The sequence below is a fragment of the Campylobacter showae genome (genome assembly GCF_963515975.1).
GTDB lineage: Bacteria > Campylobacterota > Campylobacteria > Campylobacterales > Campylobacteraceae > Campylobacter_A > Campylobacter_A showae_F.
The window spans coordinates 65,009-90,811 of the sequence record NZ_CAUPZM010000007.1 but is presented as its reverse complement, the minus strand read 5'-3'; the positions used below and the strand labels follow the sequence as shown (position 1 = coordinate 90,811).

The 25,803-nt window shown below is 45.5% G+C and carries 31 protein-coding genes; 20 read left to right on the top strand and 11 right to left on the bottom strand.

Translation table 11 applies throughout. The features are described 5' to 3' along the window. Positions 1 to 16: 16 nt before the first annotated feature. From RWM02_RS04005 to RWM02_RS03910, 20 genes are all read left to right on the top strand, one after another. Complete coding sequence (locus tag RWM02_RS04005; RefSeq protein ID WP_314069309.1) at positions 17 to 652, top strand: biotin--[acetyl-CoA-carboxylase] ligase; 636 nt, start codon at positions 17 to 19, stop codon at positions 650 to 652. Between the two features lie 159 nt (positions 653 to 811). Beyond that, positions 812 to 1,594 (top strand): ParA family protein, encoded by a 783-nt coding sequence (locus RWM02_RS04000; RefSeq protein ID WP_122863273.1) that lies wholly within the window; start codon positions 812 to 814, stop codon positions 1,592 to 1,594. Positions 1,595 to 1,597: 3 nt separating this feature from the next. Then, the gene (locus RWM02_RS03995; RefSeq protein ID WP_122863274.1) at positions 1,598 to 2,449 is read left to right on the top strand and encodes a ParB/RepB/Spo0J family partition protein; all 852 of its coding nucleotides are present in this window, start codon (positions 1,598 to 1,600) and stop codon (positions 2,447 to 2,449) included. 98 nt (positions 2,450 to 2,547) lie between these two features. Further along, on the top strand, positions 2,548 to 2,970 hold the full coding sequence (locus tag RWM02_RS03990) for a FoF1 ATP synthase subunit B' (protein WP_314069307.1): 423 nt from the start codon (positions 2,548 to 2,550) through the stop codon (positions 2,968 to 2,970). A 1-nt stretch (position 2,971) separates the two neighbouring features. Then, a complete protein-coding gene (locus tag RWM02_RS03985; RefSeq protein ID WP_297941738.1) occupies positions 2,972 to 3,469 on the top strand; it encodes a F0F1 ATP synthase subunit B in 498 nt (165 codons plus the stop codon). Beyond that, on the top strand, positions 3,469 to 3,999 hold the full coding sequence (locus RWM02_RS03980; RefSeq protein WP_314069305.1) for a F0F1 ATP synthase subunit delta: 531 nt from the start codon (positions 3,469 to 3,471) through the stop codon (positions 3,997 to 3,999). The genes RWM02_RS03985 and RWM02_RS03980 overlap by 1 nt, the downstream gene beginning before the upstream one ends. A 12-nt stretch (positions 4,000 to 4,011) precedes the next feature. Then, positions 4,012 to 5,529: a F0F1 ATP synthase subunit alpha gene (gene atpA, locus RWM02_RS03975; RefSeq protein WP_002952438.1), complete on the top strand. Its 1,518-nt coding sequence runs from the start codon at positions 4,012 to 4,014 to the stop codon at positions 5,527 to 5,529. Between the two features lie 9 nt (positions 5,530 to 5,538). Beyond that, positions 5,539 to 6,423, top strand: coding sequence for an ATP synthase F1 subunit gamma (gene atpG, locus RWM02_RS03970; RefSeq protein ID WP_009494955.1), 885 nt, complete (start codon positions 5,539 to 5,541; stop codon positions 6,421 to 6,423). A 13-nt stretch (positions 6,424 to 6,436) separates the two neighbouring features. Then, positions 6,437 to 7,834, top strand: coding sequence for a F0F1 ATP synthase subunit beta (atpD, locus tag RWM02_RS03965; RefSeq protein ID WP_002947477.1), 1,398 nt, complete (start codon positions 6,437 to 6,439; stop codon positions 7,832 to 7,834). A gap of 17 nt (positions 7,835 to 7,851) precedes the next feature. Then, positions 7,852 to 8,241 carry an ATP synthase F1 subunit epsilon gene (atpC, locus tag RWM02_RS03960; protein WP_002952434.1) on the top strand — a complete coding sequence of 130 codons (390 nt, stop codon included), beginning with the start codon at positions 7,852 to 7,854 and terminating at the stop codon, positions 8,239 to 8,241. A 116-nt stretch (positions 8,242 to 8,357) separates the two neighbouring features. Beyond that, positions 8,358 to 8,822 carry a MotA/TolQ/ExbB proton channel family protein gene (locus RWM02_RS03955; RefSeq protein WP_338120590.1) on the top strand — a complete coding sequence of 155 codons (465 nt, stop codon included), beginning with the start codon at positions 8,358 to 8,360 and terminating at the stop codon, positions 8,820 to 8,822. Then, a complete protein-coding gene (locus tag RWM02_RS03950; protein WP_185897940.1) occupies positions 8,819 to 9,211 on the top strand; it encodes a biopolymer transporter ExbD in 393 nt (130 codons plus the stop codon). Before RWM02_RS03955 ends, RWM02_RS03950 begins: the two co-directional genes overlap by 4 nt. Next, positions 9,204 to 10,034, top strand: a complete 831-nt coding sequence (locus RWM02_RS03945; protein WP_314069298.1) for a TonB C-terminal domain-containing protein — start codon at positions 9,204 to 9,206, stop codon at positions 10,032 to 10,034. The genes RWM02_RS03950 and RWM02_RS03945 overlap by 8 nt, the downstream gene beginning before the upstream one ends. 10 nt (positions 10,035 to 10,044) lie before the next feature. Beyond that, positions 10,045 to 11,319, top strand: a complete 1,275-nt coding sequence (tolB, locus tag RWM02_RS03940; RefSeq protein ID WP_314069297.1) for a Tol-Pal system protein TolB — start codon at positions 10,045 to 10,047, stop codon at positions 11,317 to 11,319. A gap of 53 nt (positions 11,320 to 11,372) precedes the next feature. Next, on the top strand, positions 11,373 to 11,891 hold the full coding sequence (locus tag RWM02_RS03935; RefSeq protein ID WP_039895131.1) for an OmpA family protein: 519 nt from the start codon (positions 11,373 to 11,375) through the stop codon (positions 11,889 to 11,891). Between the two features lie 8 nt (positions 11,892 to 11,899). Then, positions 11,900 to 12,799, top strand: coding sequence for a tetratricopeptide repeat protein (locus tag RWM02_RS03930; RefSeq protein ID WP_297937443.1), 900 nt, complete (start codon positions 11,900 to 11,902; stop codon positions 12,797 to 12,799). A 59-nt stretch (positions 12,800 to 12,858) separates the two neighbouring features. After that, entirely contained in the window at positions 12,859 to 13,470 is a 612-nt protein-coding gene (locus tag RWM02_RS03925) for an FKBP-type peptidyl-prolyl cis-trans isomerase (protein WP_314069293.1), read from the top strand. Positions 13,471 to 13,480: 10 nt separating this feature from the next. After that, positions 13,481 to 14,401: an ACP S-malonyltransferase gene (gene fabD / locus RWM02_RS03920; RefSeq protein WP_314069291.1), complete on the top strand. Its 921-nt coding sequence runs from the start codon at positions 13,481 to 13,483 to the stop codon at positions 14,399 to 14,401. Further along, positions 14,398 to 15,081, top strand: a complete 684-nt coding sequence (locus RWM02_RS03915; RefSeq protein WP_314069289.1) for a 5'-methylthioadenosine/adenosylhomocysteine nucleosidase — start codon at positions 14,398 to 14,400, stop codon at positions 15,079 to 15,081. Before fabD ends, RWM02_RS03915 begins: the two co-directional genes overlap by 4 nt. Further along, complete coding sequence (locus RWM02_RS03910; RefSeq protein ID WP_314069287.1) at positions 15,078 to 15,845, top strand: tRNA 2-thiocytidine biosynthesis TtcA family protein; 768 nt, start codon at positions 15,078 to 15,080, stop codon at positions 15,843 to 15,845. The genes RWM02_RS03915 and RWM02_RS03910 overlap by 4 nt, the downstream gene beginning before the upstream one ends. 103 nt (positions 15,846 to 15,948) lie before the next feature. On the opposite strand, the gene RWM02_RS03905 is transcribed toward RWM02_RS03910, so the two are convergent. The 11 genes from RWM02_RS03905 to RWM02_RS03855 form a co-directional block, all read right to left on the bottom strand. After that, the gene (locus RWM02_RS03905; protein ID WP_314069285.1) at positions 15,949 to 17,253 is read right to left on the bottom strand and encodes an ankyrin repeat domain-containing protein; all 1,305 of its coding nucleotides are present in this window, start codon (positions 17,251 to 17,253) and stop codon (positions 15,949 to 15,951) included. A 190-nt stretch (positions 17,254 to 17,443) separates the two neighbouring features. After that, complete coding sequence (gene recO / locus RWM02_RS03900) at positions 17,444 to 18,058, bottom strand: recombination protein RecO (protein WP_314069283.1); 615 nt, start codon at positions 18,056 to 18,058, stop codon at positions 17,444 to 17,446. Positions 18,059 to 18,060: 2 nt separating this feature from the next. Continuing rightward, on the bottom strand, positions 18,061 to 18,978 hold the full coding sequence (locus tag RWM02_RS03895) for a tRNA dihydrouridine synthase (protein WP_314069324.1): 918 nt from the start codon (positions 18,976 to 18,978) through the stop codon (positions 18,061 to 18,063). After that, a complete protein-coding gene (locus RWM02_RS03890) occupies positions 18,975 to 20,012 on the bottom strand; it encodes a LapA family protein (protein ID WP_314069281.1) in 1,038 nt (345 codons plus the stop codon). The genes RWM02_RS03895 and RWM02_RS03890 overlap by 4 nt, the downstream gene beginning before the upstream one ends. Before the next feature lie 9 nt (positions 20,013 to 20,021). Continuing rightward, positions 20,022 to 20,375: an RNA polymerase-binding protein DksA gene (gene dksA / locus RWM02_RS03885; RefSeq protein ID WP_122863290.1), complete on the bottom strand. Its 354-nt coding sequence runs from the start codon at positions 20,373 to 20,375 to the stop codon at positions 20,022 to 20,024. A gap of 9 nt (positions 20,376 to 20,384) precedes the next feature. Continuing rightward, a complete protein-coding gene (locus RWM02_RS03880) occupies positions 20,385 to 20,840 on the bottom strand; it encodes a 23S rRNA (pseudouridine(1915)-N(3))-methyltransferase RlmH (protein ID WP_002947511.1) in 456 nt (151 codons plus the stop codon). A 2-nt stretch (positions 20,841 to 20,842) separates the two neighbouring features. Further along, complete coding sequence (gene accD / locus RWM02_RS03875) at positions 20,843 to 21,736, bottom strand: acetyl-CoA carboxylase, carboxyltransferase subunit beta (protein ID WP_314069277.1); 894 nt, start codon at positions 21,734 to 21,736, stop codon at positions 20,843 to 20,845. Positions 21,737 to 22,061: 325 nt separating this feature from the next. Then, positions 22,062 to 22,490, bottom strand: coding sequence for a ribosome maturation factor RimP (gene rimP, locus RWM02_RS03870; protein ID WP_298086736.1), 429 nt, complete (start codon positions 22,488 to 22,490; stop codon positions 22,062 to 22,064). Further along, positions 22,477 to 22,848: a 30S ribosome-binding factor RbfA gene (gene rbfA, locus RWM02_RS03865; RefSeq protein WP_002943703.1), complete on the bottom strand. Its 372-nt coding sequence runs from the start codon at positions 22,846 to 22,848 to the stop codon at positions 22,477 to 22,479. Before rbfA ends, rimP begins: the two co-directional genes overlap by 14 nt. Further along, a complete protein-coding gene (gene infB / locus RWM02_RS03860) occupies positions 22,845 to 25,541 on the bottom strand; it encodes a translation initiation factor IF-2 (protein ID WP_314069275.1) in 2,697 nt (898 codons plus the stop codon). The genes rbfA and infB overlap by 4 nt, the downstream gene beginning before the upstream one ends. Continuing rightward, positions 25,507 to 25,791 (bottom strand): YlxR family protein, encoded by a 285-nt coding sequence (locus RWM02_RS03855; RefSeq protein ID WP_314069274.1) that lies wholly within the window; start codon positions 25,789 to 25,791, stop codon positions 25,507 to 25,509. Before RWM02_RS03855 ends, infB begins: the two co-directional genes overlap by 35 nt. Between the last annotated feature and the right edge of the window lie 12 nt (positions 25,792 to 25,803).

Here is a 25,803-nt window from a genome sequence, read left to right as displayed (position 1 = left end):
TTAAAAGGAACAAAATTTGAGAATAGAGTTCGCAGATAGCGTCCCTTCTACGCAAAAAGTTTTGGTCGAAGGGCTGCGAAACGGCCAAATACAGCCGCCTTTTGCGCTAGTGGCAAAAGAGCAGACGCAGGGTATCGGCAGCAGAAACAACACGTGGAGCGGGCTGGAGGGCAATCTATTTTTTTCATTTTGCATGAGTGAGACGGCGCTGCCCGGCGATCTAAAAGGCGAGTCGGCGTCGATTTACTTTTCGGTGATAATGCGCGAAGTTCTCGCGGCTCGCGGCTCGAAAATCTGGCTAAAATGGCCGAACGATTTTTACGTCGGCGATAAAAAAATAGGCGGAACTTTAACGACGAAGGTCGGCGAAATTTACGTTTGCGGCATGGGTATAAATCTAAAAAACGCGCCCGAAAACGCCGGAATTTTAGATATAGACGCGAGTCCTAGCGCCGCGGTTGGGGAGTTTTGCAAGAGGCTGCAAGCGGCTCCGTCTTGGGCGGAAGTTTTTAAAAAATTTGAGAGCGAATTTGAAAAATCGAGAGAATTTATCACGCATTTTGAGGGCGAAGAGGTAGCGCTCAAAGATGCCAAACTCCTATCTGACGGCTCTTTGGATATAGACGGACGAAGAGTTTTTTCGCTCAGATAAATTTGCTTAAATTTAACGTAAAATTTAATATTTTCGCGAAATATCGGCCGGGACGAGCCGCGAAATTCTTTCAGAAATTTTAAAGCCGAAACTAAACTTGGACAAAGTAAGTTTTCTGTAGAATTAATCAGTTAAAAAACAAAAATTTGGAAAATTCTCATGTGTGAAATTATAACCATTGCAAACCAGAAAGGCGGCGTCGGGAAGACGACCACGGCGGTAAATTTGGCCGCATCGCTAGCGGTGGCTGAAAAAAAAGTCCTACTCATCGACATCGATCCGCAGGCAAACGCGACGACAGGCATGGGCTTTAGCAGAAACGACTACGAGTATAACATCTATCACGTACTCACAGGCCGTAAAAAGCTCTCGCAAATCGTACTAAAAACCGAGATCCCCACGCTTTTTCTAGCGCCATCAAACATCGGTCTGGTGGGCATCGAGCAAGAGCTAAGCGAACAGAGCAAAGACTGCCAAAAGATACTAAAAAGCAAGATCGAAGAGGTCGAGGGACAGTATGATTTTATCATCATCGATAGTCCTCCGGCGCTAGGCAGTATCACCGTAAACGCCCTAAGCGCTAGCGATAGCGTGATAATCCCGATCCAGTGTGAATTTTACGCGTTAGAGGGGCTTGCGCAAATTTTAAATACGGTCAAAATCATCAAAAAAACCATAAATCCAAAGCTAAATATAAAAGGCTTTTTGCCGACTATGTACAGCTCGCAGAACAATCTCGCTAAGGAAACCGTGGCAAATTTAAAGCAGCATTTTGAAAATAAGCTGTTTAAAACAAAAGACGGCGACGGAGACTTCGTCATAGTGCCGCGAAACGTAAAACTCGCCGAAAGCCCGAGCTTTGGAAAGCCTGTGATACTATATGACATAAAATCGCCCGGCTCGCAAGCGTACCAAAATTTAGCGTATTCGATCTTAGGGTAGAAGATGGCGAAGAGAAGTTTGGGGCGCGGACTGGGCGCTATACTAGAGGACGTCGAGCTTGCGTACAAAGCTGAGCTAAACGAGGGCAACAGCGATATAGTAAAGGATATCGATCTAGACCTGATCGTCGAAAACCCGTATCAGCCGCGTAAAAATTTCGACGAAACTGCGCTAAGGGAGCTTAGCGAAAGTATCAAAAGGCACGGGCTCATCCAGCCGATCATCGTCATAGAAAAAGACGGCGGATATATGCTGATCGCGGGCGAGAGGAGATTTCGCGCGACTAAGCTGCTTGGCGAAAGCAAGATAAAGGCTATAGTCGCCGACATCGAGAGTCAAAGCCTGCGCGAGCTAGCCCTCATAGAAAATATCCAAAGAGAGGACCTAAATCCGATCGAGCTTGCAAATTCTTATAAAGAGCTCATAGACGAATATAAAATCACTCAGGATGGGCTCGCAAACATTATCCACAAAAGCAGGGTTCAGATAACAAATACGATGCGACTTTTGAGTCTTAGCGCCGTGACGCAAGAATATATAAAAGAAGGCAAACTAACGCAAGGGCACGCTAAAGTCATCGTAGGTCTTGAGCCAAATGACGAAAAAACGGCGGTCGATACCATCATCGGGCAGCGCCTTAGCGTGCGCGAGACGGAAAATTTGGTAAAAAATTTAAAAAATAAATTGCCGCCCAAAGCAGTGCTTAAGTTAGATGAAAGATATCTTGAAAGACTAACGAATTTAAAAGAGATTTTTTCTAAATTTGACGTACCGGTTAAGATAAAAGGCAAAAAAATCACTATCGAATTTGATGAAATAGCTGATATCGATAGGCTAATAAACAAGATAAAATAAAAATATTTCTTTAAATTTAGCTTGTTTTATCCTTTTTTTTTGTAAAATAAGCACGGTTTTATTATGCTTAAGAAAATATTAAACTTTAAGGAGATTTGATGTTGGAAATTAATTTGCCGCTAGTCGTCCTAACGGCAGTTATTTTTCTAGGGCTTATCGCCGTTTTAAATTCCATCCTTTACAAGCCTCTACTTAAATTTATAGACGCTAGAAACGATGCGATAAAAAACGACGAAGAGAGCGCTAGTAAAAATACGAGCGATCTTGGCGTGTACGAAGCGCAGATAGAACAGCTCATAGCTGCTGCAAGAAACGAAGCCGGCAAGATAAAGCAGGAGGCTATCAATGCCGCAAAAGACGCGGTCGCTAAGATAGTCAGCGAAAAGCGCGGAGTTTTGGAGGCCGATTATGACGCATTTATCCAAAATTTAAACGCTCAAAAGAGCGATTTTAGAGCTGATTTACAGCAAAAATTGCCTGAACTTCAAGCTGCTTTAAAAGCAAAACTCGCAAGGATTTAATATGAAAAGCAAAATTTTACTTTTATTATGTCCTTTTGTTTTGATGGCGGACGGCGGATACGACATCGTACCTAGAACGATAAACTTTATCGTTTTTGCTGCAATTTTGTATTATTTCATAGCAAACCCTATCAAGAACGCATATAAGGGAAGAATCGCCGGTATTGCGGCAAGACTTGATAATATCGAGCAAAAACTAAAAGACTCAAAAGCCAAAAAAGACGACGCTCTAAGACGCGTAGAAGAGGCTAAAGCAAATGCCGCTAGCCTAGTAGAGACCGCTAGAAAAGAGGCCGTTTTGATCTCTGAGCGCATCAAAGAAGAGACTAGACAAGAGGTCGCAAATCTGGAAAAAAGTTTCCAAGATCAAAAAGAATTTGAAAAAAGACGCATGGTTAAGTCCGTCGTAGGCGAAATTTTAAATGAAATCTTCGCAAGCGACAGCGTTAAAATGGATCAAAGCGAGCTTATCAATATCATGCTTAAAAGGGTCGGCTGATGAAAGAACTTATCGCAAAAAAATACGTAAAAGCTCTAGTTAGCGACCTTAGCAAGGATGAGTTTAATAACTTTACCGCTAAGTTACAAGAGATCACAAACGCATTCGCAAATGAAAAATTTCAAAACATCATCGTTTCGCCGAATTTAAAAAATAGCCAAAAAGCCGATTTCGTCCTATCTTTAGTCGGTGAGGCGGATCAAAAATTTGTAAATTTTATAAAACTGCTCGGCGAAAACAAAAGACTTGATATTTTGCCTAACATCGTTTCGGAGCTTTTAGCGCAAAAATCAAAAATGGACAATGTTTTTTACGGTAAAATTTACGGCGGCTCGCAGATCAGCCAGGCTCAAATTTCAGAGCTTGAAAACAGCTTTTCTAAGAGATTTAACGCAAAAATCATTTTAGAGCCGGTAAAAAGCGATTACAATGGTATTAAGATAGAGCTAGACGATTTGGGCGTGGAGGCTAGCTTTTCGGTAGATAGGCTAAAAGCCCAAATGAGCGAATACATATTAAAAGCAATATAAAGGAGAAAAAGCGTGAGTGCAAAAATAAAAGCAGATGAAATCAGCGCCATCATCAAGGAAAGGATTGAAAATTTCAGCCTTAACGTCGATGTAAACGAGACGGGCAAGGTTATATCCGTAGCCGACGGCGTTGCTAACGTTTACGGCCTAAAAAATGTTATGGCCGGCGAGATGGTCGAGTTTGAGAACGGCGAAAAAGGCATGGCTCTAAACCTAGAGGAAAGCAGTGTCGGTATCGTTATCTTGGGTAAAACGGACGGTATCAAAGAGGGTTCGAGCGTAAAACGCCTAGCTAAACTTTTACGCGTCCCTGTCGGCGATGCTTTGATAGGCCGCGTCGTAAATTCGCTTGGCGAGCCGATAGACGCTAAGGGCCCGATCGAAGCTAGCGAGACTAGATTCGTCGAGGAAAAAGCAAAAGGCATCATGGCTAGAAAGAGCGTTCACGAGCCGCTTCAAACGGGCATCAAGGCTATTGACGCGCTAGTGCCGATCGGCCGCGGGCAACGCGAGCTCATTATCGGCGACCGCCAAACTGGTAAAACTACAGTTGCTATAGATACCATCATCAACCAAAAAGGTCAAGATGTTATTTGTATTTACGTAGCGATTGGACAAAAACAATCAACGGTCGCGCAAGTCGTTAAAAAGCTCGAAGAGTACGGCGCTATGGAGTACACTATCGTGGTAAATGCAGGCGCTTCCGATGCTGCTGCACTTCAGTATCTAGCTCCTTATGCCGGCGTAACTATGGGCGAATATTTTAGAGATAACTCTCGCCACGCTCTAATCATCTATGACGATCTTTCAAAACACGCTGTCGCATACCGCGAAATGAGCTTGATTCTTCGCAGACCGCCGGGCCGCGAAGCTTATCCGGGCGACGTTTTCTACCTACACTCTCGCTTGCTAGAGCGCGCATCTAAGCTAAACGATAAGCTAGGGGCAGGTTCTCTCACGGCTCTTCCTATTATCGAGACGCAAGCTGGCGACGTTTCGGCGTATATTCCGACAAACGTTATTTCTATCACCGACGGTCAAATTTTCCTTGAGTCCGATCTATTTAACTCAGGTATTCGTCCTGCGATCAACGTCGGTCTTTCGGTTTCTCGCGTCGGCGGCGCAGCTCAGATAAAAGCGACCAAGCAAGTTTCGGGAACCTTAAGACTTGACCTTGCGCAATACCGCGAACTTCAAGCGTTTGCACAATTTGCGAGCGACCTTGACGAGAGCTCGAGAAAACAGCTTGAGCGCGGTCAAAGGATGGTCGAGGTGCTAAAACAGCCTCCTTATAGCCCGCTTGCCGTTGAAAAGCAAGTCGTTATCATCTTTGCCGGTACAAAAGGCTATCTAGACGATATTCCGACCGTAGCCGTTACAAAATTTGAAGCTGAGCTTTATCCTTATATAGAGGCGAAATATCCTGAAATTTTTGAACAAATTCGAACCAAAAAAGCACTTGACAAAGAGATCGAGGAGCTTTTGCATAAGGCGCTAAAAGACTTTAAAGCGACGTTTGCCGCTAACTAAGGCTAGAATATGTCAAATTTAAAAGATATAAAACGAAAGATCAAGAGCGTCCAAAATACCCAAAAGACGACGCGTGCGATGAAGCTGGTATCTACGGCTAAACTTCGCAAAGCTGAAGAAGCAGCTCGTCACTCTAGGGTTTATGCGCTCAAGATCAACGAAGTTTTATCTGAAATCGCCTATAAGATCAATCAATATCGCTCCGTAAACGCCGAGAGTAAATTTTTCGACGTTAAGGAGAATATCGAGAAGGTCGATATTATATTCGTCACCGCAGACAAGGGGCTTTGCGGCGGTTTTAATATTCAGACCATCAAAACCGTTAGAAATATGATTAACGAATTTAAGGCGAAAAAAGTAAAGATAAGACTTCGCGCGGTAGGCAAAAAAGGTATAGAATTTTTTAGCTTCCAGGGTATAAATTTGCTTGAAAAATATGTCGGCGTGAGCTCGTCTCCAACCTATGAGAAAGCTCAAAATATCATAAAAGACGCGATAGACGACTTTATAAGCGGTGCGACTGATAAAGTTATTTTGGTACATAACGGCTATAATAATATGATCTCTCAGCAAATTCGCATAAACGACATCGTGCCGGTCGAGCCGCCGAAACTCGTCGAAGTTGAGACGAATTCTTTGATGGAATTTGAGCCGAGTGACGACGGTAAAATTTTAAACGAACTACTTACGAAGTATTTCGAGTATAGTATGTATTATGCTTTAGTAGATAGCCTCGCGGCCGAGCATAGCGCCAGGATGCAGGCGATGGATAACGCGACCAACAACGCCAAAGAGCGCGTCGCGCAGCTAAAACTATCGTATAACAAGGCTCGCCAAGAGTCTATCACCACTGAGCTTATCGAGATCATCAGTGGCGTCGAATCAATGAAATAATTAAGGAGTATGGATGAAAGGTATCATTTCTCAGGTAATGGGTCCGGTAGTCGACGTCGATTTCACGGATTATTTACCCAAGATCAACGAAGCCGTCGAAGTAAATTTCGAGGTTGAGGGCAAGCAAAATAGACTTGTACTAGAGGTTGCCGCGCACCTTGGCGATAACCGCGTAAGAACTATCGCTATGGACATGAGTGAAGGCTTAACTAGGGGCCTTGAGGCTACGGCTTTAGGTGCGCCTATTAGCGTTCCGGTCGGCGAAAAAGTTTTGGGAAGAATTTTTAACGTCGTCGGCGATCTGATTGATGAGGGCGAGGGCGTAGAATTTGACAAAAAATGGTCTATTCACCGCGATCCTCCGCCATTTGAAGAGCAAAGCACGAAGAGCGAAATTTTTGAAACGGGCATCAAAGTAGTTGACCTTTTAGCTCCTTACGCAAAGGGCGGTAAAGTCGGACTATTCGGCGGTGCCGGCGTCGGTAAGACGGTTATTATCATGGAGCTGATCCACAACGTTGCGTTTAAACACAGCGGTTACTCCGTATTTGCTGGCGTCGGCGAGCGAACGCGTGAAGGAAACGACCTTTATCACGAGATGAAAGAAAGTAATGTTTTGGATAAAGTCGCCTTGTGCTACGGTCAGATGAATGAGCCGCCGGGGGCAAGAAACCGTATCGCTCTAACAGGTCTTACAATGGCTGAGTACTTCCGCGACGAGATGGGACTTGACGTTTTGATGTTTATCGATAATATCTTCCGTTTCTCTCAGTCTGGTGCAGAGATGTCGGCGCTTCTTGGGCGTATTCCGTCAGCCGTTGGTTATCAGCCGACTTTGGCGAGCGAAATGGGTAAATTTCAAGAGAGAATTACGTCAACTAAAAAGGGTTCGATCACATCGGTTCAGGCTGTTTATGTTCCTGCGGACGACCTTACCGACCCGGCTCCTGCGACCGTTTTTGCGCATCTTGACGCAACTACCGTTCTAAACAGAGCTATTGCGGAAAAGGGAATTTATCCTGCGGTTGACCCGCTTGATTCGACATCAAGAATGCTGGATCCTCAAATTTTGGGCGGTGAGCACTATAAAGTAGCTCGCGGCGTGCAGGCGGTTTTACAAAAATATAAAGACCTTCAAGACATCATCGCGATCCTCGGTATGGACGAACTTAGCGAAGAAGATAAGGTTACTGTCGACCGCGCTAGAAAGATAGAGAGATTCTTATCTCAGCCGTTCTTCGTTGCCGAGGTATTTACGGGAAGTCCTGGTAAATACGTAAGTCTTGAGGAGAATATCGCCGGCTTTAAGGGAATTTTGGAAGGCAAATATGATGATTTGCCGGAAAACGCATTTTATATGGTAGGAAACATCGACGAGGCGATAGCAAAAGCTGAAAAACTTAAAGCCTAAATTTAAAGGAAAAAGTAATGAATAAATTACATTTAGAAATCGTTACGCCTGAGGGTTTAGTGTTTTCAAACGATATCAAAAGCGTAGTTTTGCCGGGTAGCGAGGGGGAGTTTGGGGTTTTACCCGGACATGCCTCGCTTATATCGCTTTTAAAAGCCGGCGTTATAGACATCGAGAGCGAAGATAAAAGCCATGATGCCGTCGCGATAAACTGGGGATATGCCGAGATAAACGAGGGCAAGGCGACCATCCTTGCCGACGGCGCCGTTCACGTGTCGGGAAATTCCGAGAGCGAGATAGCAAATTCATTGCAAAAGGCTAAGGATTTGATCGCTAGCATGAGCAGCGAGAATAACGCTATGGCCGCTGCCGTAGCAAAACTAGATAGTATGGCTCGGACAAGATAGTGGCTGGGCTTGATATCTTTTTGAACTACTTATCAAGAAGTAGTTTTATTACTATATTCGTACTTAGTTGGCTCTCTTTTTATTTCATAATAAGCCTTACCATACTTTTATCCCGTATGGCGGGGCTTGGCTCATGGCAAAAAAAAGAGCAAAATGCGCTTGAGTCGCTACTAATGGGCGGCTCTAAGTATACTCTAAACGACTCGGTTTTAAAAAGATTCGTAAGCGGCTCCGTATCTAAAGAAAAGCTTTCGGTCGCCGTTAGTATTTCGGAGAGAAATGCGACTAGCGGTATCACTTGGCTTAGTATTATCGCTTCCACCTCGCCTTTCATCGGACTTTTCGGTACGGTTGTATCCATCTTGGAGACATTTTCTCAGCTCGGTCAAGGCGGAGGAAATGCTTCGCTAGGCGTTATCGCTCCAGCTATCAGCGAGGCCCTCGTGGCTACCGGAGCAGGTATATTCGTAGCTATTCCGGCTTATACCTTTAGCTTGCTTATCAAACGAAAAGCTTATGAGCTCATGGGCGTCATCAGGCGCGAAGTCGACATCCTCGTAACGCTTAAAGAAGATCAATGATAAATCTCGACGAAACTCCGGAGCTAAACATAACTCCGCTCGTGGATATCATGCTTGTTTTGCTAGCGATTCTTATGGTTACGACGCCTACTATCGTTTACGAGGAGCAAATTTTACTACCGGACGGCTCAAAAACCAAAACATCCTCGGCTCAAAGGAAAGATTTGACCGTCATAGTGGATGCTGCAAAAAAGGTTAGGATCGATCAAAGCACTATGGATCTACGCGAGCTTCCCGACAACATCGTGCTTATCGGCGCAAAATACGATAAAAACTCGCCCGTATACATCAAAGCTGATAAAAGCCTCATATACGACGATGTGATGTTTGTTCTAAAGAGCGTAAAAAACGCAGGCTTTACAAAGGTAGCGCTCCAGACTAATGGATAAATTTGATCTCAAATTTAACACCTCCGGCTATTTCCTACTATCGGCTTTTCTTTACCTTTGTATCATAAGCGGTATTTTTATTAAGCTTACTTACTTTAAGGAAGAGCCGAAAAAATACACCGATACAAAAGATGCGTTTATGGATATTATGATAGTTGAGCGCGAGCCCGACATCACCGTAAAAGCGCCCGAGCCCAAAAAAGAGATCGTAAAAGAAGAAAAGCCCCAGCCTGTAAAAAAAGAGGAAGAGGTTAAAAAAGAAGAACCTAAACCGGACACCACAAACAAGCCGCCTGAGCCAGATCCCGCACCGCCAGAACCTGAAGAAAAAAAGGTTGAAGAGCCAAATTTAAAGGATCTATTTGGTAGTATTGATACCTCTAAGCTAAAAGAGGATAAGGTTACGAAGAAAAAAGAACAGCCAAAAGAGCAGAGTCGCAAAAAACCTGAAAAAGTCCAGATAACAAGCCAGCAAAAAAAGGCTAGCGACGTGATAAATGCGCTTACTTTGGACCAGGTTGCCAAAACTCCAAAGTCGCAAATGACCGGCGAATACAATGAATATTTCGGCATGATTAGCAGAATTTTGCAGAATAAATGGAGCGCTTATAAGGCTGATTCTAGCGATGAGGCAGAGGTTGAGATCGTCATCGACATTGACGGATCGTTTAGTTACGATATAAAAAAGTTATCGTATAATAGCGAATTTAATAACAAAGTTAGGGATTTCTTGCAAAGTATGACTTTTGAGAAATTTCCGCCGCCTACTCAGATAGGCAGAGCCGTTAGGCTCGGAACTAAACTGGAAGACAAACTAGAATAACGGAGGAAAAATGAAGAAAATTTTACTTTTTCTTGCTTTTGCCAGTTGGCTTTTTGCCGTTGACGCCACCATTTCGGTCGTTAACAAAGGCTTAGCCCTACCAAAAATCGTGCTTCAAGATGCCACAACGGCCGTCGGCGATCAGGCTTTTAAGAGCAAATTTCATAAAATCATGCTGGGCGACTTAAAGGTTAGCTCTGATTTTGAGGTCGTGGACGAGTACATTGCAAGTAGTTATGAAGGCGACTCAAATACGAATGTCATGAGCGAAAAGGGCGCGCAGCTTATATTTAGATATGTGCTTGAGGGTTCTCCAAACTCGCCCCTCAGTCTTAGAGTTAAGCTCATAAATGCAAAAACGGCGACTACTCAGTACGAGAAAATTTACAATATGAACGACGGAGCAAAGTATCCGTTTATCGCGCATAAAGCGATAGTGGAGCTAATAAACGAGCTAAAAATGCCTCCTGTTAATTGGATGGAGAAATTTATCATTTTTGCTAAAGGAACAGGCTCTAAGCAAAGCGAGATCGTCATAGCCGACTATACTCTAACTTATCAAAAAGTACTTGTGCGAGGCGGTTTGAATATATTTCCTAAATGGATAGGAGCCGACCAGAGTGCGTTTTACTACTCTGATTACAGCGGTAAAAATTTAGTTCTTTACAGATACGATGTCGCAAGCGGCCAAAAAATTAAAATTTTAGATAGCAAGGGCGGTATGCTTATAGCCTCCGACGTTAGCCAAAACGGAGATAAAATTTTGCTAACTATGGCTCCGCAAGATCAGCCTGATATCTATATATACGATCTAAATTCAAAAAGACTATCTCAGGTAACCAACTATAGCGGCATAGACGTTAACGGCAACTTCGTTGACGGCGACAGACGCGTAGTTTTCGTTTCTGATAGACTCGGCTATCCTAACGTTTTCGCGCAAAATGTAGATGGAAGCGGTTTTGAGCAGTTGGTCTATCACGGCAAAAACAACAACTCCGTCAGCACCTATCAGAACTATATAGTTTATTCTAGTAGAGAAGACGGTAAGAGTAGCTTTGGAACGAGAGATTTTAACATTTATATGATCTCTACGCAGACCGATTACATTAGACAGCTCACCGCAAGCGGTAAAAATTTATACCCTAGATTTTCTAGTGACGGACAAAGCGTAGTGTTTATTAAAGAGCTTGGCGGCCAGAGTTCTCTTGGTATAATTCGCGTAAATGAGAACAAAAGTTTCCAATTTCCATTAAAAATCGGTAAAATTCAGTCTATTGATTGGTAATATTTAGTAAATTTTATGATATAATCACGTTAAATTTCTACAAAAGGATGAAAATGAAAAAAGTAGTTTTAACTTCTGCTGCTATTGCAGCTTTATTGTTGAGCGGTTGTAGCTCTAAAAACCCTGAAGTTGATATGAGCGCTGACGCTAATCAAAATATGGGCGGTATGAACTCAAGCGATAACATGATGAGCGATAGCGAGAGATTGCAACAATTAATTTCAAGCATCGAAGGTCAAGTTCAAACTGTATACTTTGACTTTGACAAATTTAACATCAAAGGCGACATGCAGTCTGCTATCAACACAAACGCAGGTCTATTTAATCAATCAGAAGCTCAGGCTCTTTCTGTAAAAGTAGAGGGTAACTGCGACGAGTGGGGTACAGACGAGTACAACTATGCACTTGGTCTAAAAAGAGCAAAAGCTGCTAAAGACGCGCTTGTAAAACAAGGCGTTGCAGCTGACAGAATCACGGTTGTAAGCTACGGCGAAAGCAATCCTGTTTGCACAGACAAAACAAAAGCTTGCGACGCTCAAAACAGACGTGCTGAATTTAAAGTTCTTCCATAATTAGATTTATGACGAATTTAAAAACTTTCGTGGCTCTTTTTATAGGAGCCACTCTCTCTTATTCCGCTTCCAATGAAATTTCGGTATTTGATGCTGGAAATTTGGACAGCTCTAGTCCCTACGGTTTGACTGATAATGAAAAAACTTTTCTAAAAAACAAGCAAAACGTAGAAAATCTAAGTAGAAATATGGGCGACGTCGAGTCAAATTTAAATGCCATACAAGAGCGTTTAGAAGGCTTGCAGAGCGTACTAGACGGACTAAACTCAAGAATGTCTAGAATAGAAAAAAGACTAAACGATATCGAAGGAAACGACGGAAATTCTACCGCAAAAAGTGATTTTGACGAGCTTAAAAAATACGTAGAAGAAAGCCGAAAAATACAAGAGGCCAACAACGCTAAAATCACCAAAGCCCTTAAGGATATGGGTGCTTTGATAGATAAGAGCAACGCTGCGCCTGCTACCACAAAAAAAAACGATGAAGACAAGCCGGTAGCTAGCAATAGCCCAGCCGCTGCTGAGCCACAAGCTCCGAAAATTGATTTTACCAAACAAAAAAATCAAGATGTAGCAAGCGAAGCTAAAAAGCTATTTGACGCAGGCAAGCTCGATGATGCAAAGGCTAGATACGAATATCTTTTAAGTAAAGATCATAAGCCTGCGATGGCGAATTTTTATCTCGGCGAGATAGCGTATCAGCAAAAAGCTTACAACAACGCCATAAAATACTACCAGCAAAGTATCCAGCTCTACGACAAGGCCGAGTATACACCAAAGCTTCTTTATCACACTGCTATTAGCTTTGATAAGATAAAAGACACGGCAAGTGCTAATAAATTTTACAAAGCACTAAAACTAGGCTATCCGGACAGTAAAGAAGCCAAAGCCGCACCTACTCGAAACTAAAACATTCTTTAATAAATTTAACGATATAATCACGTTATTTTCATAAATAGGAGAAGAACGTGAAAGAACAAGTTATAGCTATGTTTTATGAGCTAAAAGACGCAAAAACGGGCGAAATTTTAGAGTCCAATATGCAAGTAGGGCAAGAAATTTCCTTTTTAACAGGTCGCGGACATATCATCGAGAAACTAGAAGAAGAGGTTACTAAACTAGAAAAGGGTGAAACTAAGGTTATTGTTATTCCGGCTGCTCAGGCTTGTGGCGAGTACGACTCTAGCGCCGTTCAGATGCTACCTAAAGAGCAATTTGCTGGCATCGAGCTAAAAGAGGGCATGGAGCTTTTTGGTCAAGGCGAGCACGGCGAGAGCGTGCGCGTGATAGTAAAATCTATCGGCGAGGACGACGTAACGGTTGATTTTAACCACCCTTACGCAGGCAAAGATTTAGAGTTTAAAGTTCAAATTTTCGATAAACGCGACGCCACTCCGGATGAGATAGCCACGGGCATGGTAGCCGGCGCTCACACGTGCGGATGCGGCGGGCATGATCACGACCATCATCACGGCGAGGGCAGTTGCTGCGGAGGCCACGGCCATCATGAGCACAAAGAAGGCGGTTGCTGCGGCGGACACGGTCATCACCACGATGACGGCGGATGCGGTTGCCACTAAGAGGACCTAGATGAGAGCGGCGTTTATATTTCCGGGACAAGGCTCGCAAAGCATCGGCATGGGTAAGGAAATTTACGAAAATTTCCGCCCGGCCGCTGAGCTTTTACAAAATGCAAGCGATAGCCTAAAAATCGACTTTTCAAATCTACTTTTCAACGAAAACGACCTCATAAACAGGAGCGAATTTACCCAGCCCGCCATCGTTTTAAACTCGCTTATGTGCTATCTCGCGCTAAAGCAAAGTGCAAATTTAAAGCCTAAATTTGCACTCGGCCACTCTTTGGGCGAGTTTAGCGCACTTGCGGTTAGCGGCGCGTTTGATTTTGTTGATGCGCTTAGGATCGTAAATTTGCGCGGTAAATTTATGCAAGAGGACTGTGTGGGCAAAGACGTGACGATGAGCGTTATTTTGGGCCTTAGCGACGAGACGGTAGAGCAAATTTGCAAAAACGCTCAGGCGGACGGCCATCAAATTTACGCCGCGAACTACAACTGCGACGGTCAGATCGTGATCGCGGGACTAAAAGAGGATATCGCCAAATTTGAGTCAGCGTTTAAAGAAGCGGGCGCCAAGCGCGTACTACCCCTAAACATGTCCGTCATCAGCCACTGCCCGCTTTTAAAGAGCGCTAGCGAGAAGCTAACGGCGCAGCTAGAGCCAGCGTTGGCCGCTAAATTTGACCCAGTCGTTTCAAACGCGTCGGCGAAGCCTTACGGCTCAAAAGACGAAGCGCTAAATTTGCTAAAAGCCCAGCTAGTTAGCCCCGTTTTATACAAACAAAGCATCAAAAGCATCGAAGACGGGGTCGATATATTCGTGGAGTTCGGCGGTAGCGTGCTAAAAGGCATCAACAAAAAAATCACCGAAAAGCCGACCTTTAGCGTCACTGATGTTAGCAGCCTTGAAGAGCTTTTAAAGGAGCTTAAATGATAGCAATCTTAGGCGCGATGCGCGAGGAGGTTGCTCCTCTGCTTGAGCGTATCAAGGACTATAAAGAGGTTAAGCACGCAAATAACGTATTTTACCTCGCAAATTTCGGCGGCAAAGAGCTTGTGATCGCCTACTCTAAGATCGGCAAGGTAAACGCCGCTCTGACCGCAAGCGCAATGATAGAAAAATTCGGCGCCGGCAAGCTACTTTTTACCGGCGTCGCAGGCGCGCTAAATCCAAATTTGAAAATCGGCGATATGCTTTACGCGACTAGTCTAGTGCAGCATGACGTCGATATCACGGCGTTTGGACACCCGCACGGCTACGTGCCCGAGACCAGTATCTTTATCAAAAGCGACGACGCACTAAATGCGTTAGCCTCTAGCGTCGCGGCCGAAAAAGGCATCGAGCTAAAAGGCGGCATCATAGCCACGGGCGATCAGTTTATCTGCGATAATGCGAAAAAAGAGTGGCTAAAAGCAACCTTCAAAGCCGATGCGGCCGAGATGGAGGGCGCTAGCGTGGCGCTAGTTTGCGAGAGTCTGGGCGTACCGTTTTTCGTGCTTCGCGCCATCAGCGACGAGGCGGGCGGCAGCGCAGAGTTTGACTTCGATAAATTTTTACAAGACTCGGCAAACGTCAGCGCGCTGTTCATGCTCGCGATGATCGAGCGGCTATGATAGAGCTTAGCAAGCGGCTGCTGCGCCAGGTCGGGCAGACTAACGCCAGATACCGCATGGTGCGCGGCGGCGATAAAATTTTGCTCGGTCTTAGCGGCGGCAAAGACAGCCTCGCGCTCGCGCACGTGCTAAAACATATGCAAAACGTCACGCCCGAAAAATTTGAGTTTAAGGCCGTGACGCTAAGCTACGGCATGGGCGAGGACTACGCCTATCTCACGCGCCACTGCGCCGAGCACGGCATCGAGCACGACGTGATCGATAGCTCGATCTTTGAGATATCAAAGGACAAGATCCGCAAAAACTCCAGCTTTTGCAGCTTTTTCTCGCGTATGAGGCGCGGCTATCTCTACACTTACGCGCTCGAGCACGGCTTTAACAAGCTCGCCATCGCCCACCACCTCGACGACGCGGTCGAGAGCTTTTTTATGAATTTTACTTATAACGGCGCGCTACGAACGCTTGCCCCCAAATACGTCGCGGCAAACGGTATCGAGGTTATCAGGCCGTTTATATTCGTGCGCGAAAGGCAGCTACGCGAAAACGCCGTGCGAAACGGGCTTACGGTTATCGGCGACGAGGCGTGTCCGGCGATGCGATTTGATATCAAGATGCCTCACGCTAGAGCCGAAACTAAGGAGCTTTTGGCAAATTTAGAAAAGCAAAATCCAAAGTTTTTCGTCTCGCTAAAGGCCGCTTTTGAAAACATCCACAGCGATACGTTTTTCGCCGCTGGGGCGCAAAATTTGACCGACGAGGAGTGAGAACTCGTCAAATTTAGCTTAAATTTGACCGCTCTTTCGGTCAAATTTGACTTTTGCCGGTCTGGTTTCCCCTTGCTCCCGCCGCGCCATAAGCGATCTATTGTTATCGCTCTGCGGCATCTTTGCTCCTTAATTTTTGGATTAGTTTATTGGATATTAGCTTTTCTTTGTCTTGACTACTTATGTTGGCGTCGATATAGATCACCTTAGCGGGGTTATTTTTATGCGCTTCTAAAAACCGCAGTACATTCTCTCGCCTTTCTTCTTCATTTGTCCATTTTACAAAAGATTCGGTATCTTTAAATGTAGCATTTTCGTCCAAACAGTGTTTAGAGTAAAAATTTATCGTATCGTCAAATCTTTTTATTTGTTCGAGATTTGGCGGCTTTGGTTTGTATTGCAAAAGACCGTCTTCATATAGTAGCGAATAAGGAGCATATTTGTATTTATCATACTTTTTCTTTATCTTTTCTTCGGACTCTTCGTCTCTGCCTTGATTCATTTTATAGATATAGCCTTCCTTTGCCGCAGTAAAAACTCCAACTTTATCGTGACACTTTTTATACGCCCCTTTCAGCTCCTCGCTAGTAGGTTGCCCCGAAACGTTGTTGTCTAGTAGTAAATTTAGCATAGGTTCGTAGTTTGGTATTATGCTCAGTCTGTCAAAGCAGTCAAATTCTTCATATCTTTGGGCATTAAATTTACATTCGGGCTTATATCCCAGCTCAAAAAACATTTTTGAAATTTCCAGTAGATTATTGGATATGACGTAGTGAAATGGTTCTACTGCGTCCTTTGAGTCGATATCCATAAAACCGTAATTTATATGTACGTCGTCTTTATCTATCACTATACTATCTATCAAGGCATATACTGCGTGGGTTAGATAAAACTGCACCGCCTTGACTTCCTCAAGCCTTACTCCGCTATCAAGCAGCAGCTTAACGGTCTTTGTCGAGTTGTTTTCTATGGCGTAGGCCAGGGGCGAGAGTTTGTAGTTATCTTTCGCATGAGCGTTTGCGCCCATCTCCATGAGTCTTTTTGCCGTGGTTTCGTCGTCGTAAAAGCTAGCGTATATCAGCGGCGTCGTGTTTGCCTTCATCTTTACGTCGGCGCCAAGCCCGTTTCTTGTCATAAAATTTAAAATCTTATCCGTATCTTTTAGCCTCAGCAAATTTCTTAAAGCGTTAAGGGTGGCGTTGTTCTCCTCGTATTCGTCTATATCCCAGTATCTAAAAGCAAAGTCGTCTATCTCCTCTTGCGTTACGTATTTGGCTAGCTCGGAGTTTGGATCTATCTTAGTATCGGGAGTGACGGTAAAATGAGTAAGGCGAGATAGCTTTTCGTAGAGGAAATTTATAAAAACGACGAGGAAAAGAGCGGCAAAGCCGAGTGCGAATCTTTTCAAATTTATCCCTTAAATCAAATTTGCGAAATATTAGCCAAAACCCGGTAAAGAGGTGGTAAATTTGATGAAATTTGAGCCGATAAATTTGGATATCGGTAGCAGGGCGCGACAAGATCCGTCCGCATCAAATTTGAGCGGGTTAAATTTGAAAGCAAACTCTGGCAAGTCAAATTTGAAACGCCAAATTTACTCAAAGCCCCTGAAGCAAAATAGAGTAGAGCGCGTCTATCTCGTCATCGTCAAGCAGCAGCGTAGAGCGCTCGCTAAAGAGCATTTTTATCTTTTCTATCGCAAAACCCTTTTGCGCGGCGCAGTGCTCGTGGGCGGGCAGGAAGCTCCTGGCTAGCGCAACTCTATCCTCCACGGGCTCGTCGCAGATAAAGCAAAAAAGCTCGTCGTGTAGCCTACCCTCGGCCTCTAAAATACGCACGTAGCTCTCGATGAGTAGGCGTTTGGGGGCGCCTCTATCAAAGCGCGAGGCGCAAAGCTCAAGCTCGCGAAAATACACCTCGTCTATCTGCTCGACGTCTCGCAGGTGTGCGTAGAGTAGGCGCATAAACTGCTGCCACGCGAGTAGCCGTTCGCGCGAGAGTAGCCAGCGGTAGCCTAGGTGCAGGACGCTGCGAAGGTGCGGGAGGAAGTTTTCGCCGCCTTCGAGCTCGAAGTCGATCTTGTAGCCTTGCAGGACGTTTGAGTGGCGCGCGCCGTAGAAGCGGTAGGATTTGACTAGCAGCGAGGGCGTGAGGATGTAGACGAGTAGGTCCTCGTCGCGTACTTTTTGCGTGTGCAGGATGTAGCCTTGCATGGTTAGAAAAAGGCTTGGATTTTTTGGCGCAGGGTTTCCGGCTCGGCGATGTGGTTTATCTCTTCGCGAAAGGCGCTTGCGCCGTCTATACCTTTGGAGTAGCGGTGTAGGTGCTTGCGAAATATCGCCGCTCCGTGCTCGCCGTAGTGCTCGATCATCGCGTCAAAATGCGCCAAGATGATCGCCTTTTTCGTCGCCGCGTCGATGCTGCCGCCCGTCTTTATCTCGTGGAAAACCCACGGCTTGCCGATGCAGGCGCGTCCTATCATTAGCGCGTCGGCGTTGGTTAAATTTAACGCGTCGGTCGCATTTTCGGGCGAGATGTCGCCGTTTGCGATGACGGGGATGGTTACTGCCTCTTTGGCTCGGCCGATCGCGGCGTAATCTACCGCTGCCGTGTAGCCGCCCGCTCTCGTGCGTCCGTGAAATGCGATGTAGTCAGCTCCGGCGTCCTGTGCGGCGATGGCTAAAATTTCGGGTATTTTCTCGTCAAAGCCTAGGCGTAGTTTGACGCTAGTCATTTGCTTGTTTGAGGTTTTCTTGATAGTTTCTACGATGCGTTTTAGGTTCGAGATATCTTTTAGCAGAGCAGAGCCTGCGGACTGTTTGACGACCTTTGGCACTGGGCAGCCGCAGTTTAGATCGATACCGTCGATGCCTTCGATACCGTTTAAAATTTCCACCGCTTTTTTGACGATGTCTGCGTCGCTGCCAGCTATCTGCACGATATAGGGCGTTTCAAGCGGCGATTTTTTGAGCATCTCAAGCGTTTTGCTACCCTCGTAGACTAGGGCGTTTGCGCTTATCATCTCGCTTACGGTCACGTCGCAGCCAAACTGCTTGACCACGCTTCTAAGCGGCAGATCCGAAAAGCCCGCGAGCGGAGCTAGAAAAAGCGGCTTTTTTGAAAAATCTATCAGCAATGCGCGTACTTGAAAAATAGATCTGTCGGGACGTTTTTGCCGTTTTGTCTGAGGTATAGCAAGGTGCGGAAATTTTGATATTCGCCGGCTTCAAGGCCTGCTAAAACCTCCTGCGCGCGCTCTAGCATCTCAAACTCAAACAGCAGATAGACGTATGCTTCCTGGGCCTCTTGGCGTTCGTTTTTAAGGCGCTCGAAGATGCCAATGATAGCGTCCGGAGCGATTTTGCTTTTTAGCGTCGCGGCGCTGATACCAAAGCTGTCTTTTGAAATTTTATCCGAATTTAACAGCTCCAAAATCTCGTCGTTACTCAAATTTATCTCGTCTTTGGCAAAGCGGGCGATTAGTGTCATGATCTCTTTTTCGTCCAGATCGGGAGCAAATTTTTTGATATCGGCGAGCGAGCCTAAATTTATTAGCTTTTGCCTTGCTTTGCGGACTATTTCGCCCTGATCGCCCATAGGTTTTTTAAGCGTTTCTAGATAGTATCCATCCAAATTTGCTATTTTGTTTAGCTCGTTTTTGATAAAGAGCGGATTGTCCTTAGGTAGCTTAAATTTCTTTAGGTCGGCGACTTCGCCGTTTTTGACCGCGCGCATTATGTCTAGGACGTTTTGTAGCTCCTCGCCCTCGATATTTGCGTCTTTGTATCTATCCCACGGCGAGAGGATCCTAGCTATCTGGGACGGGATTTTATAAAAGTTCGTTTTAAAGTCTTTGTTCGTATCAAGGCCGAGTAAAATTTCCTTACTTAGGTCTCTATAGAATTTCTCGTCGTGCGATATTTTGCGTTTAAAGGCATAAAATTTAAACCCGTGATAGGCCATGTGAAGTACGCAAAATATCGTCAAAATCGCAGGCGGCAGTATCATCCAAACGGCGACGGGTAAATTTAACGTATACTCGGTGTCGCTGCCAAAGAGGGCAAATTTAAGATGAAGCTCGTAAGAGCCGCTCTCAAAAAGATAAACGATCGCGCCGACTACGACCAGGTAAAGCACGGCGCAAGCTATAAAACGTTTGATTTGCATGGCGTACCCCTATTTTGCGGTTTTTTCCACTATCTCGCGGCAGGTGATGCAGTATTTTGCGTGCGGCTTGACGCGCAGACGCGCCAGCCCGATCTCCTCCTCGCACATCTCGCAGATGCCGTAGGTTTTGTCGGCGATCTTTCGCAGCGAGACGTCGATCTCGGCTAGTTCTTGTCTTTGTTGAGCGCTGATTGATTGCTCTATGAGCTGATCGGCGTTTACGGAGGCGATATCAAACTCGTCGCTGACGCCGCTTTGGCGTAGTCCTGCCATCTCGTTTGACGAGTCTAAAATGTTTTTAGTTATCTGTGCTTTTCGCTCCAGTAAAAGTGCCTTAAACTGCTCCAAGTCGCTTTTACGCATTTTGTTCCTTTACTTGTGATATGGGTGGTTAGCGTTTATGCAAAGAGCTCTGAAAATCTGCTCGTGAAGCATAAGTTTTGCTATCTTGTGCGCCATCGTCATGCGGCTTAGGCTGACGACTGCGTCCGTTTTTTGTTTAAAATTTTGACTAAGCCCGTAAGCTCCGCCGATAAAAAACGAAATCTGAGCCTTGTCCGAGATTAGTTTAGCAAACTCCTCGCTGTTAAATTCGCGACCCGCTTCGTCAAGCGCCACGCAAAAGCCGTTTAAATTCGGCTCATAAACCTCGTCGTAAGCTTTTAGCGCCTCGTCTCGCCCCTTGCTTTGGGCTTTGGCGATTTTGTCGTTAAATATAACGACGTCTGAAATTTTGGCGAATTTCGACGACATCTTCGCGTACTCTTTGATCTCGTTTTCAAAATTTTCACGTTTTGACTTTTGGATGCAAAACACGGAAATTTCCAAATTTATTCCTCGTCGTCCAAATTTTGAGCGCTCGGCTGCTTGGCGGCGTAGGCCGGGTTGTTTGAGAGCAACCTTATCATATCGCTTAAAAACTGCTTATGCTCTTTGCGCTCGACTATGGCGTCTATTAGGCCGTGCTCTAGCAAAAACTCCGATCTTTGAAAGCCCTCAGGCAGATCGGCTCCGATTGTTTGTTTGATAACGCGCTGTCCGGCAAAGCCGATGAGAGCGCCCGGCTCTGCGATGATGACATCGCCCAGCCACGCAAAAGACGCGCTCACTCCGCCCATCGTAGGATCGGTTAAGACTGATATATAGGGCACCTTAGCCTCGTCAAGTAGCTTTAGAGCGGCGGAGGTTTTTGACATCTGCATTAGCGAAAACGTACTCTCCTGCATCCTCGCTCCGCCAGAAGCCGAAACGATGATTAGAGGCTGCTTTTTATCGAGCGATCTTTTTACGGCGCGCACGATCTTTTCGCCCTCGACCGAGCCTAAAGACCCGCCCATAAAGCCAAAATCAAAAACCGCCAGCTGTACGTTCATACCGTCGATCTTGGCCTCGCCGCAGATCACGGCCGAGCTTCTGCCCGTCTTTTCCTCGTTTTCGCTTATACGTTTTTTATAGGATTTTTTATCGACGAATTTGATTGGATCGACGGGCTTTAGCTTGGTGTCAAGCTCGACGAAACTGCCTTCGTCGCAGATCATCGCTATCCTCTTGTCGGCGGATAATCTCATGTGAAAACCGCACTTTGGACAGACGTTGAAATTTGCCTCGACCTCTTTGTAATACATCAGCGAGTGACAGCTGTCGCATTTGACCCAGTGCGCCGGAGCCTCGCTAGGAGCGGATTGTTGCTTTCTTGTTTTGGAAAAAATATCTAAAAAGCTCATGATTCCTACTTTTTAAAAAATTTAGGGATTATAGCCAAAGTTAGCTTATGTTTTGCTAGTCGGGTATTAAATTTACGCCGCGCGCTTTGGGGAGTAGGCGGGTAGAATCGCCGAAATTTACGCCGCCCTTTTTTGTGCTTTTTTTTTGGGGGGGGGGGGAAATTTAAATTTACACGGAGGCGATTTGCAAATTTGAGGTTAAATTTGAGAAATTTGACTGTGGCGCGTTTAAGCTTTGCGATCTAAATTTAAAGGCTCAAATTTGTAAAATTTAACTCAAATTTGACGAGGTATTAGCTTAAATTTGAGCCTTTAAATTTGCGGCTTACCACTCGATATAGGTTTTTGCCTTTTTTATATTCGAGATTTTTATCTTTAAAATTTGACCTTCGCTCTCAAACGATATCTCATCGTCGTCGGCGGATATGATTTTGCCTTTTAGCTTTTTATTTTCGCCGTCTACTTCGGCTGATATTTTAGCCAGTTCGCCGATACTTGAGATAAAATGACTCGGTTTTTCCAGCTTTCGCTCAAGTCCGGGCGAGCTAACCTCTAGCACGTAGTCTCCGCTAAGCGGCGGCTCGACGTCAAATATCGGCGAGAGTAGGCGCGAGACTTTTTCGCAGTCGTCTAAATTTACGCCGCCTGGCTTTGCGATATAGATCCTATAGATCGCTCTGCCGTTTTCGTTTGCAACCTCGACGTCATAGAGCTGCACGCCGCACTGTGAGATCAGATTTTCAAGATTTTGCATTTTTATTTAGATCCTCTGAGATTTTTTCAAACAAATCGTCCATATGGTTTTGGTACTCGAGCCTGTCGTCAAATTTAAAGTGAAAATTCGGCGCTCTATACCAGCCCTCGGCAGCCATGCAGTGATTTTGCAGATGCTTTGATACGCGTTTTAGGCGGTCTAGTATATAGGCCTGCTCGCGCTCGTCAAACATCATCTTATCGAGGTATACGAACGCGTCGTATCTGCCCTTTTTGCACTCGACGTCGGTTACGCAAAGTCCGCGTAAAAGCTCATCCTCAAGCGTAGATAGAGCCTCGGGTAGAAGCTCTTTTAGTACGCTTTGCGTGCGCAGGCGCTTTATTTCCGAGGGGTTCATAGGCTGGCTTGCTCCTCTACTTCTTTAAAGCTCTCGATGTAGTCGCCTTCTCTGATATCGTTATAGCCGTCGATACCTACGCCGCACTCAAAGCCGCGCGCTACCTCTCTCACGTCGTCTTTGAAGCGTTTGAGCGAGCTTACGGTGCCCTCGTGTACGACCACGCCGTTTCTGATTAGGCGGATTTTCGCACCGCGGTTTATCGTGCCCTCGGTCACCATGCAACCTGCTATCGCGCCCACTTTAGGGACGTTGATAACCTGACGTACTTGCGCTTGTCCGAGCTGCTCCTCGTGGATGACAGGCGACATTAGGCCGCTTAGGATCGCCTTTACGTCGTCGAGTAGGTTATAGATGACGTTGTAGGTTTTGATCTCGACGCCGCTTTCCTTGGCTTTTTCTTTCACTTCGCCGGTAGGCCTAATGTTAAAGCCTAAAATCACCGAGTTTTCGCTCGCTCTGGCTAGCTCCACGTCGCTTTGTGTGATGCCGCCCACGCCTGAGTGGATGATATTTACTTTTATCTCGTCGTTGCGAAGTTTTTCTAGGCTTGCCTTGATGGCTTCTAGCGAGCCGCCCACGTCGGCTTTTACGATAACAGGGAGCGATTTTAGCTCGCCCTCGGCGATCTTCTCGCTAAGCTCTTCTAGGCTTACTTTTGTTGTTTTACTTAGCTCTTTTTGGCGTAGGTATTCAGCCTTTTTCTGTGCGTACTCGCGAGCCTCTTTGTCGGTTTTAACGCTTATTAGCGTTTCGCCGGCTTCAGGAATTTCGCTAAGTCCCATTATCACGCCGCATTCGCCAGGTTTTATCTCTTTTAAAATTTTACCTTGGTCATCGGTTATCGTTCTTATCTTGCCGTATGCGACGCCTGCGACCACGATATCGCCGACTCTTAGAGTACCGTTTTCTACGATAACCGTAGCTACCGGACCGCGGCCTTTTTGCTGAGAGCTTTCTATTATAGCGGCTTTTGCGTTTGCTTTTGCGTTTGCTTTTAGCTCTAAAATTTCAGCCTGCAAGAGTACGATCTCAAGCAGATCGTCTATGCCCGTGCCCATCTTTGCTGAGATCGGAACGAACTCGTACGTGCCGCCCCAGTCGGTGGATAGGATATCTAGCTCGGCTAGCTCGCTTTTTACTTTGTCTGGGTTTGCAGCCTCTTTATCCATCTTGTTTATCGCGATGATGATAGGCACGCCCGCGGCTTTTGCATGGCTCACGGCCTCTTTGGTTTGCGGTTTTACGCCGTCGTCGGCTGCGACTACGATGATAACGATATCGGTGATCTTGGCTCCTCTAGCGCGCATAGCCGTGAAAGCTTCGTGGCCCGGAGTGTCGATAAAGGTAATGTTTTTACCGTTTTTGTTTACCATATAGGCGCCCACGTGCTGCGTGATGCCGCCCGCCTCGCCCGCTGCTACGCGCGAGCTTCTGATGTAGTCTAGTAGCGATGTTTTGCCGTGATCGACGTGACCCATGATGGTTATAACAGGAGCTCGGACGGTCAAATTTGCATCGTCTAGTTGCTCCTCTTCTTCGTCGTAGGCTTTAACGTAGTCAAACGCTTCTTGCGTATCGACGATATTTACCTCTATGCCGAATTCATCTGCCAAAATCTCTATCGCATCCTCGTCTAGGAAGTCGTTTTTGGTCGTCATCATACCTAGCATAAAGAGCTTGCCGATGATTTCGCTCGGTTGCTTATTGATTTTATCGGCAAATTCGTAAAGACGGATCTCTTTTGGTATCTCGACGTAGGTTACCGCCTCTCCGTTATGGTCGGCTCGTTGCGATTTTTTATGTTTTTTGCGAGGCCTGCGCGCAGTACCTTGCTCTAGAAATGAACTTACCGATGTATTTAGTACTGGTTTGTAGTTGGTATTTGCAGGTTGTCTTGTTTTTTGAGGCTCCGGAGTTTGCGTTCGTACTGAAAAATCAGGCAATATAACCACGTCTTCATCGTCTATCACGATGTCGGCCATATCGCGGTCGCCTAGTAGATCCATCTTTGTAGCGCCGTCTTTTTTGGTTGCGATGACCGGTTTTTTCTCTTTTTTCTTTTTGCGCTCGATCTTTTCGTCGCTAAATTTAAACATGCTTTCCAAATTTAGCGCCGGCGCAGACTCTTTTCTCTCGCTTGCTCTAGGTGCGGGCTGCTCGTCTTTTTTCTTTTTTACGATAACTAGGCCTCGTCTTTTTTGTAGACTAACGTCGGCTAGGCTTTCTTTTGGCTGAACTGGCTCGGTAGTCACAGGCTGGGCTTTTGGCTCCTCTTTAGGCGCTGCTGGGGCTTTTGGCTCAGGCGCTTTTTCTGCAGGTTTTTGAGTGACTGTTTTTTGTTCTTTTTCAGATTTTTCGTAGTTTTTTGTCTCTACTTTTTCTTTTGGCAAAGGCTTTTCTTCTTTTGCGGAGCTTGGTTTTTTAGCCTCTTTTGGCTTGCTTTCTTTTCTCTCTTTGCTCTCTTTGGCTTCCGCTTTTTTTACGGTCGGTTTTTTCTTTTCGGGTTTTTGCTTGAGAGCTTCGGGGATCTCGCCGGTTTGGATGTAGGTGTATAGCGCCGCCGCTTCTTCAGGACTAACGCCGCTTGAGTGCGTTTTTACCTTTAGCCCAAGCTCAATAGCCTTTTCTAAAACCTCTTTGCTATTGTAGCCGAGCTCATTTGCTATCTCTGAAATTCGAACAGTCCCCATTTAAGAGTATCTCCTTTAAATTTTGCCCGTTTTGTAGCGTCGCGATAAAACTACCCGCGGCCCTTCCGAGCGATTTTCTTAAAATTTTCTCGTCTTTTTTTAGACATTCCTCGCAAAGATAAAAGCTGCGTCCGTTTCCGTTTCCGAAAAATAGCGAAGAATTTATCAGTCTGTATCTACGCAAAATTTGCTGTTCAAAGCGCTTTTTGCAGACCACGCACGTCCTGATAGGGATAAATTTTTGAGCCATTATTATAACTTC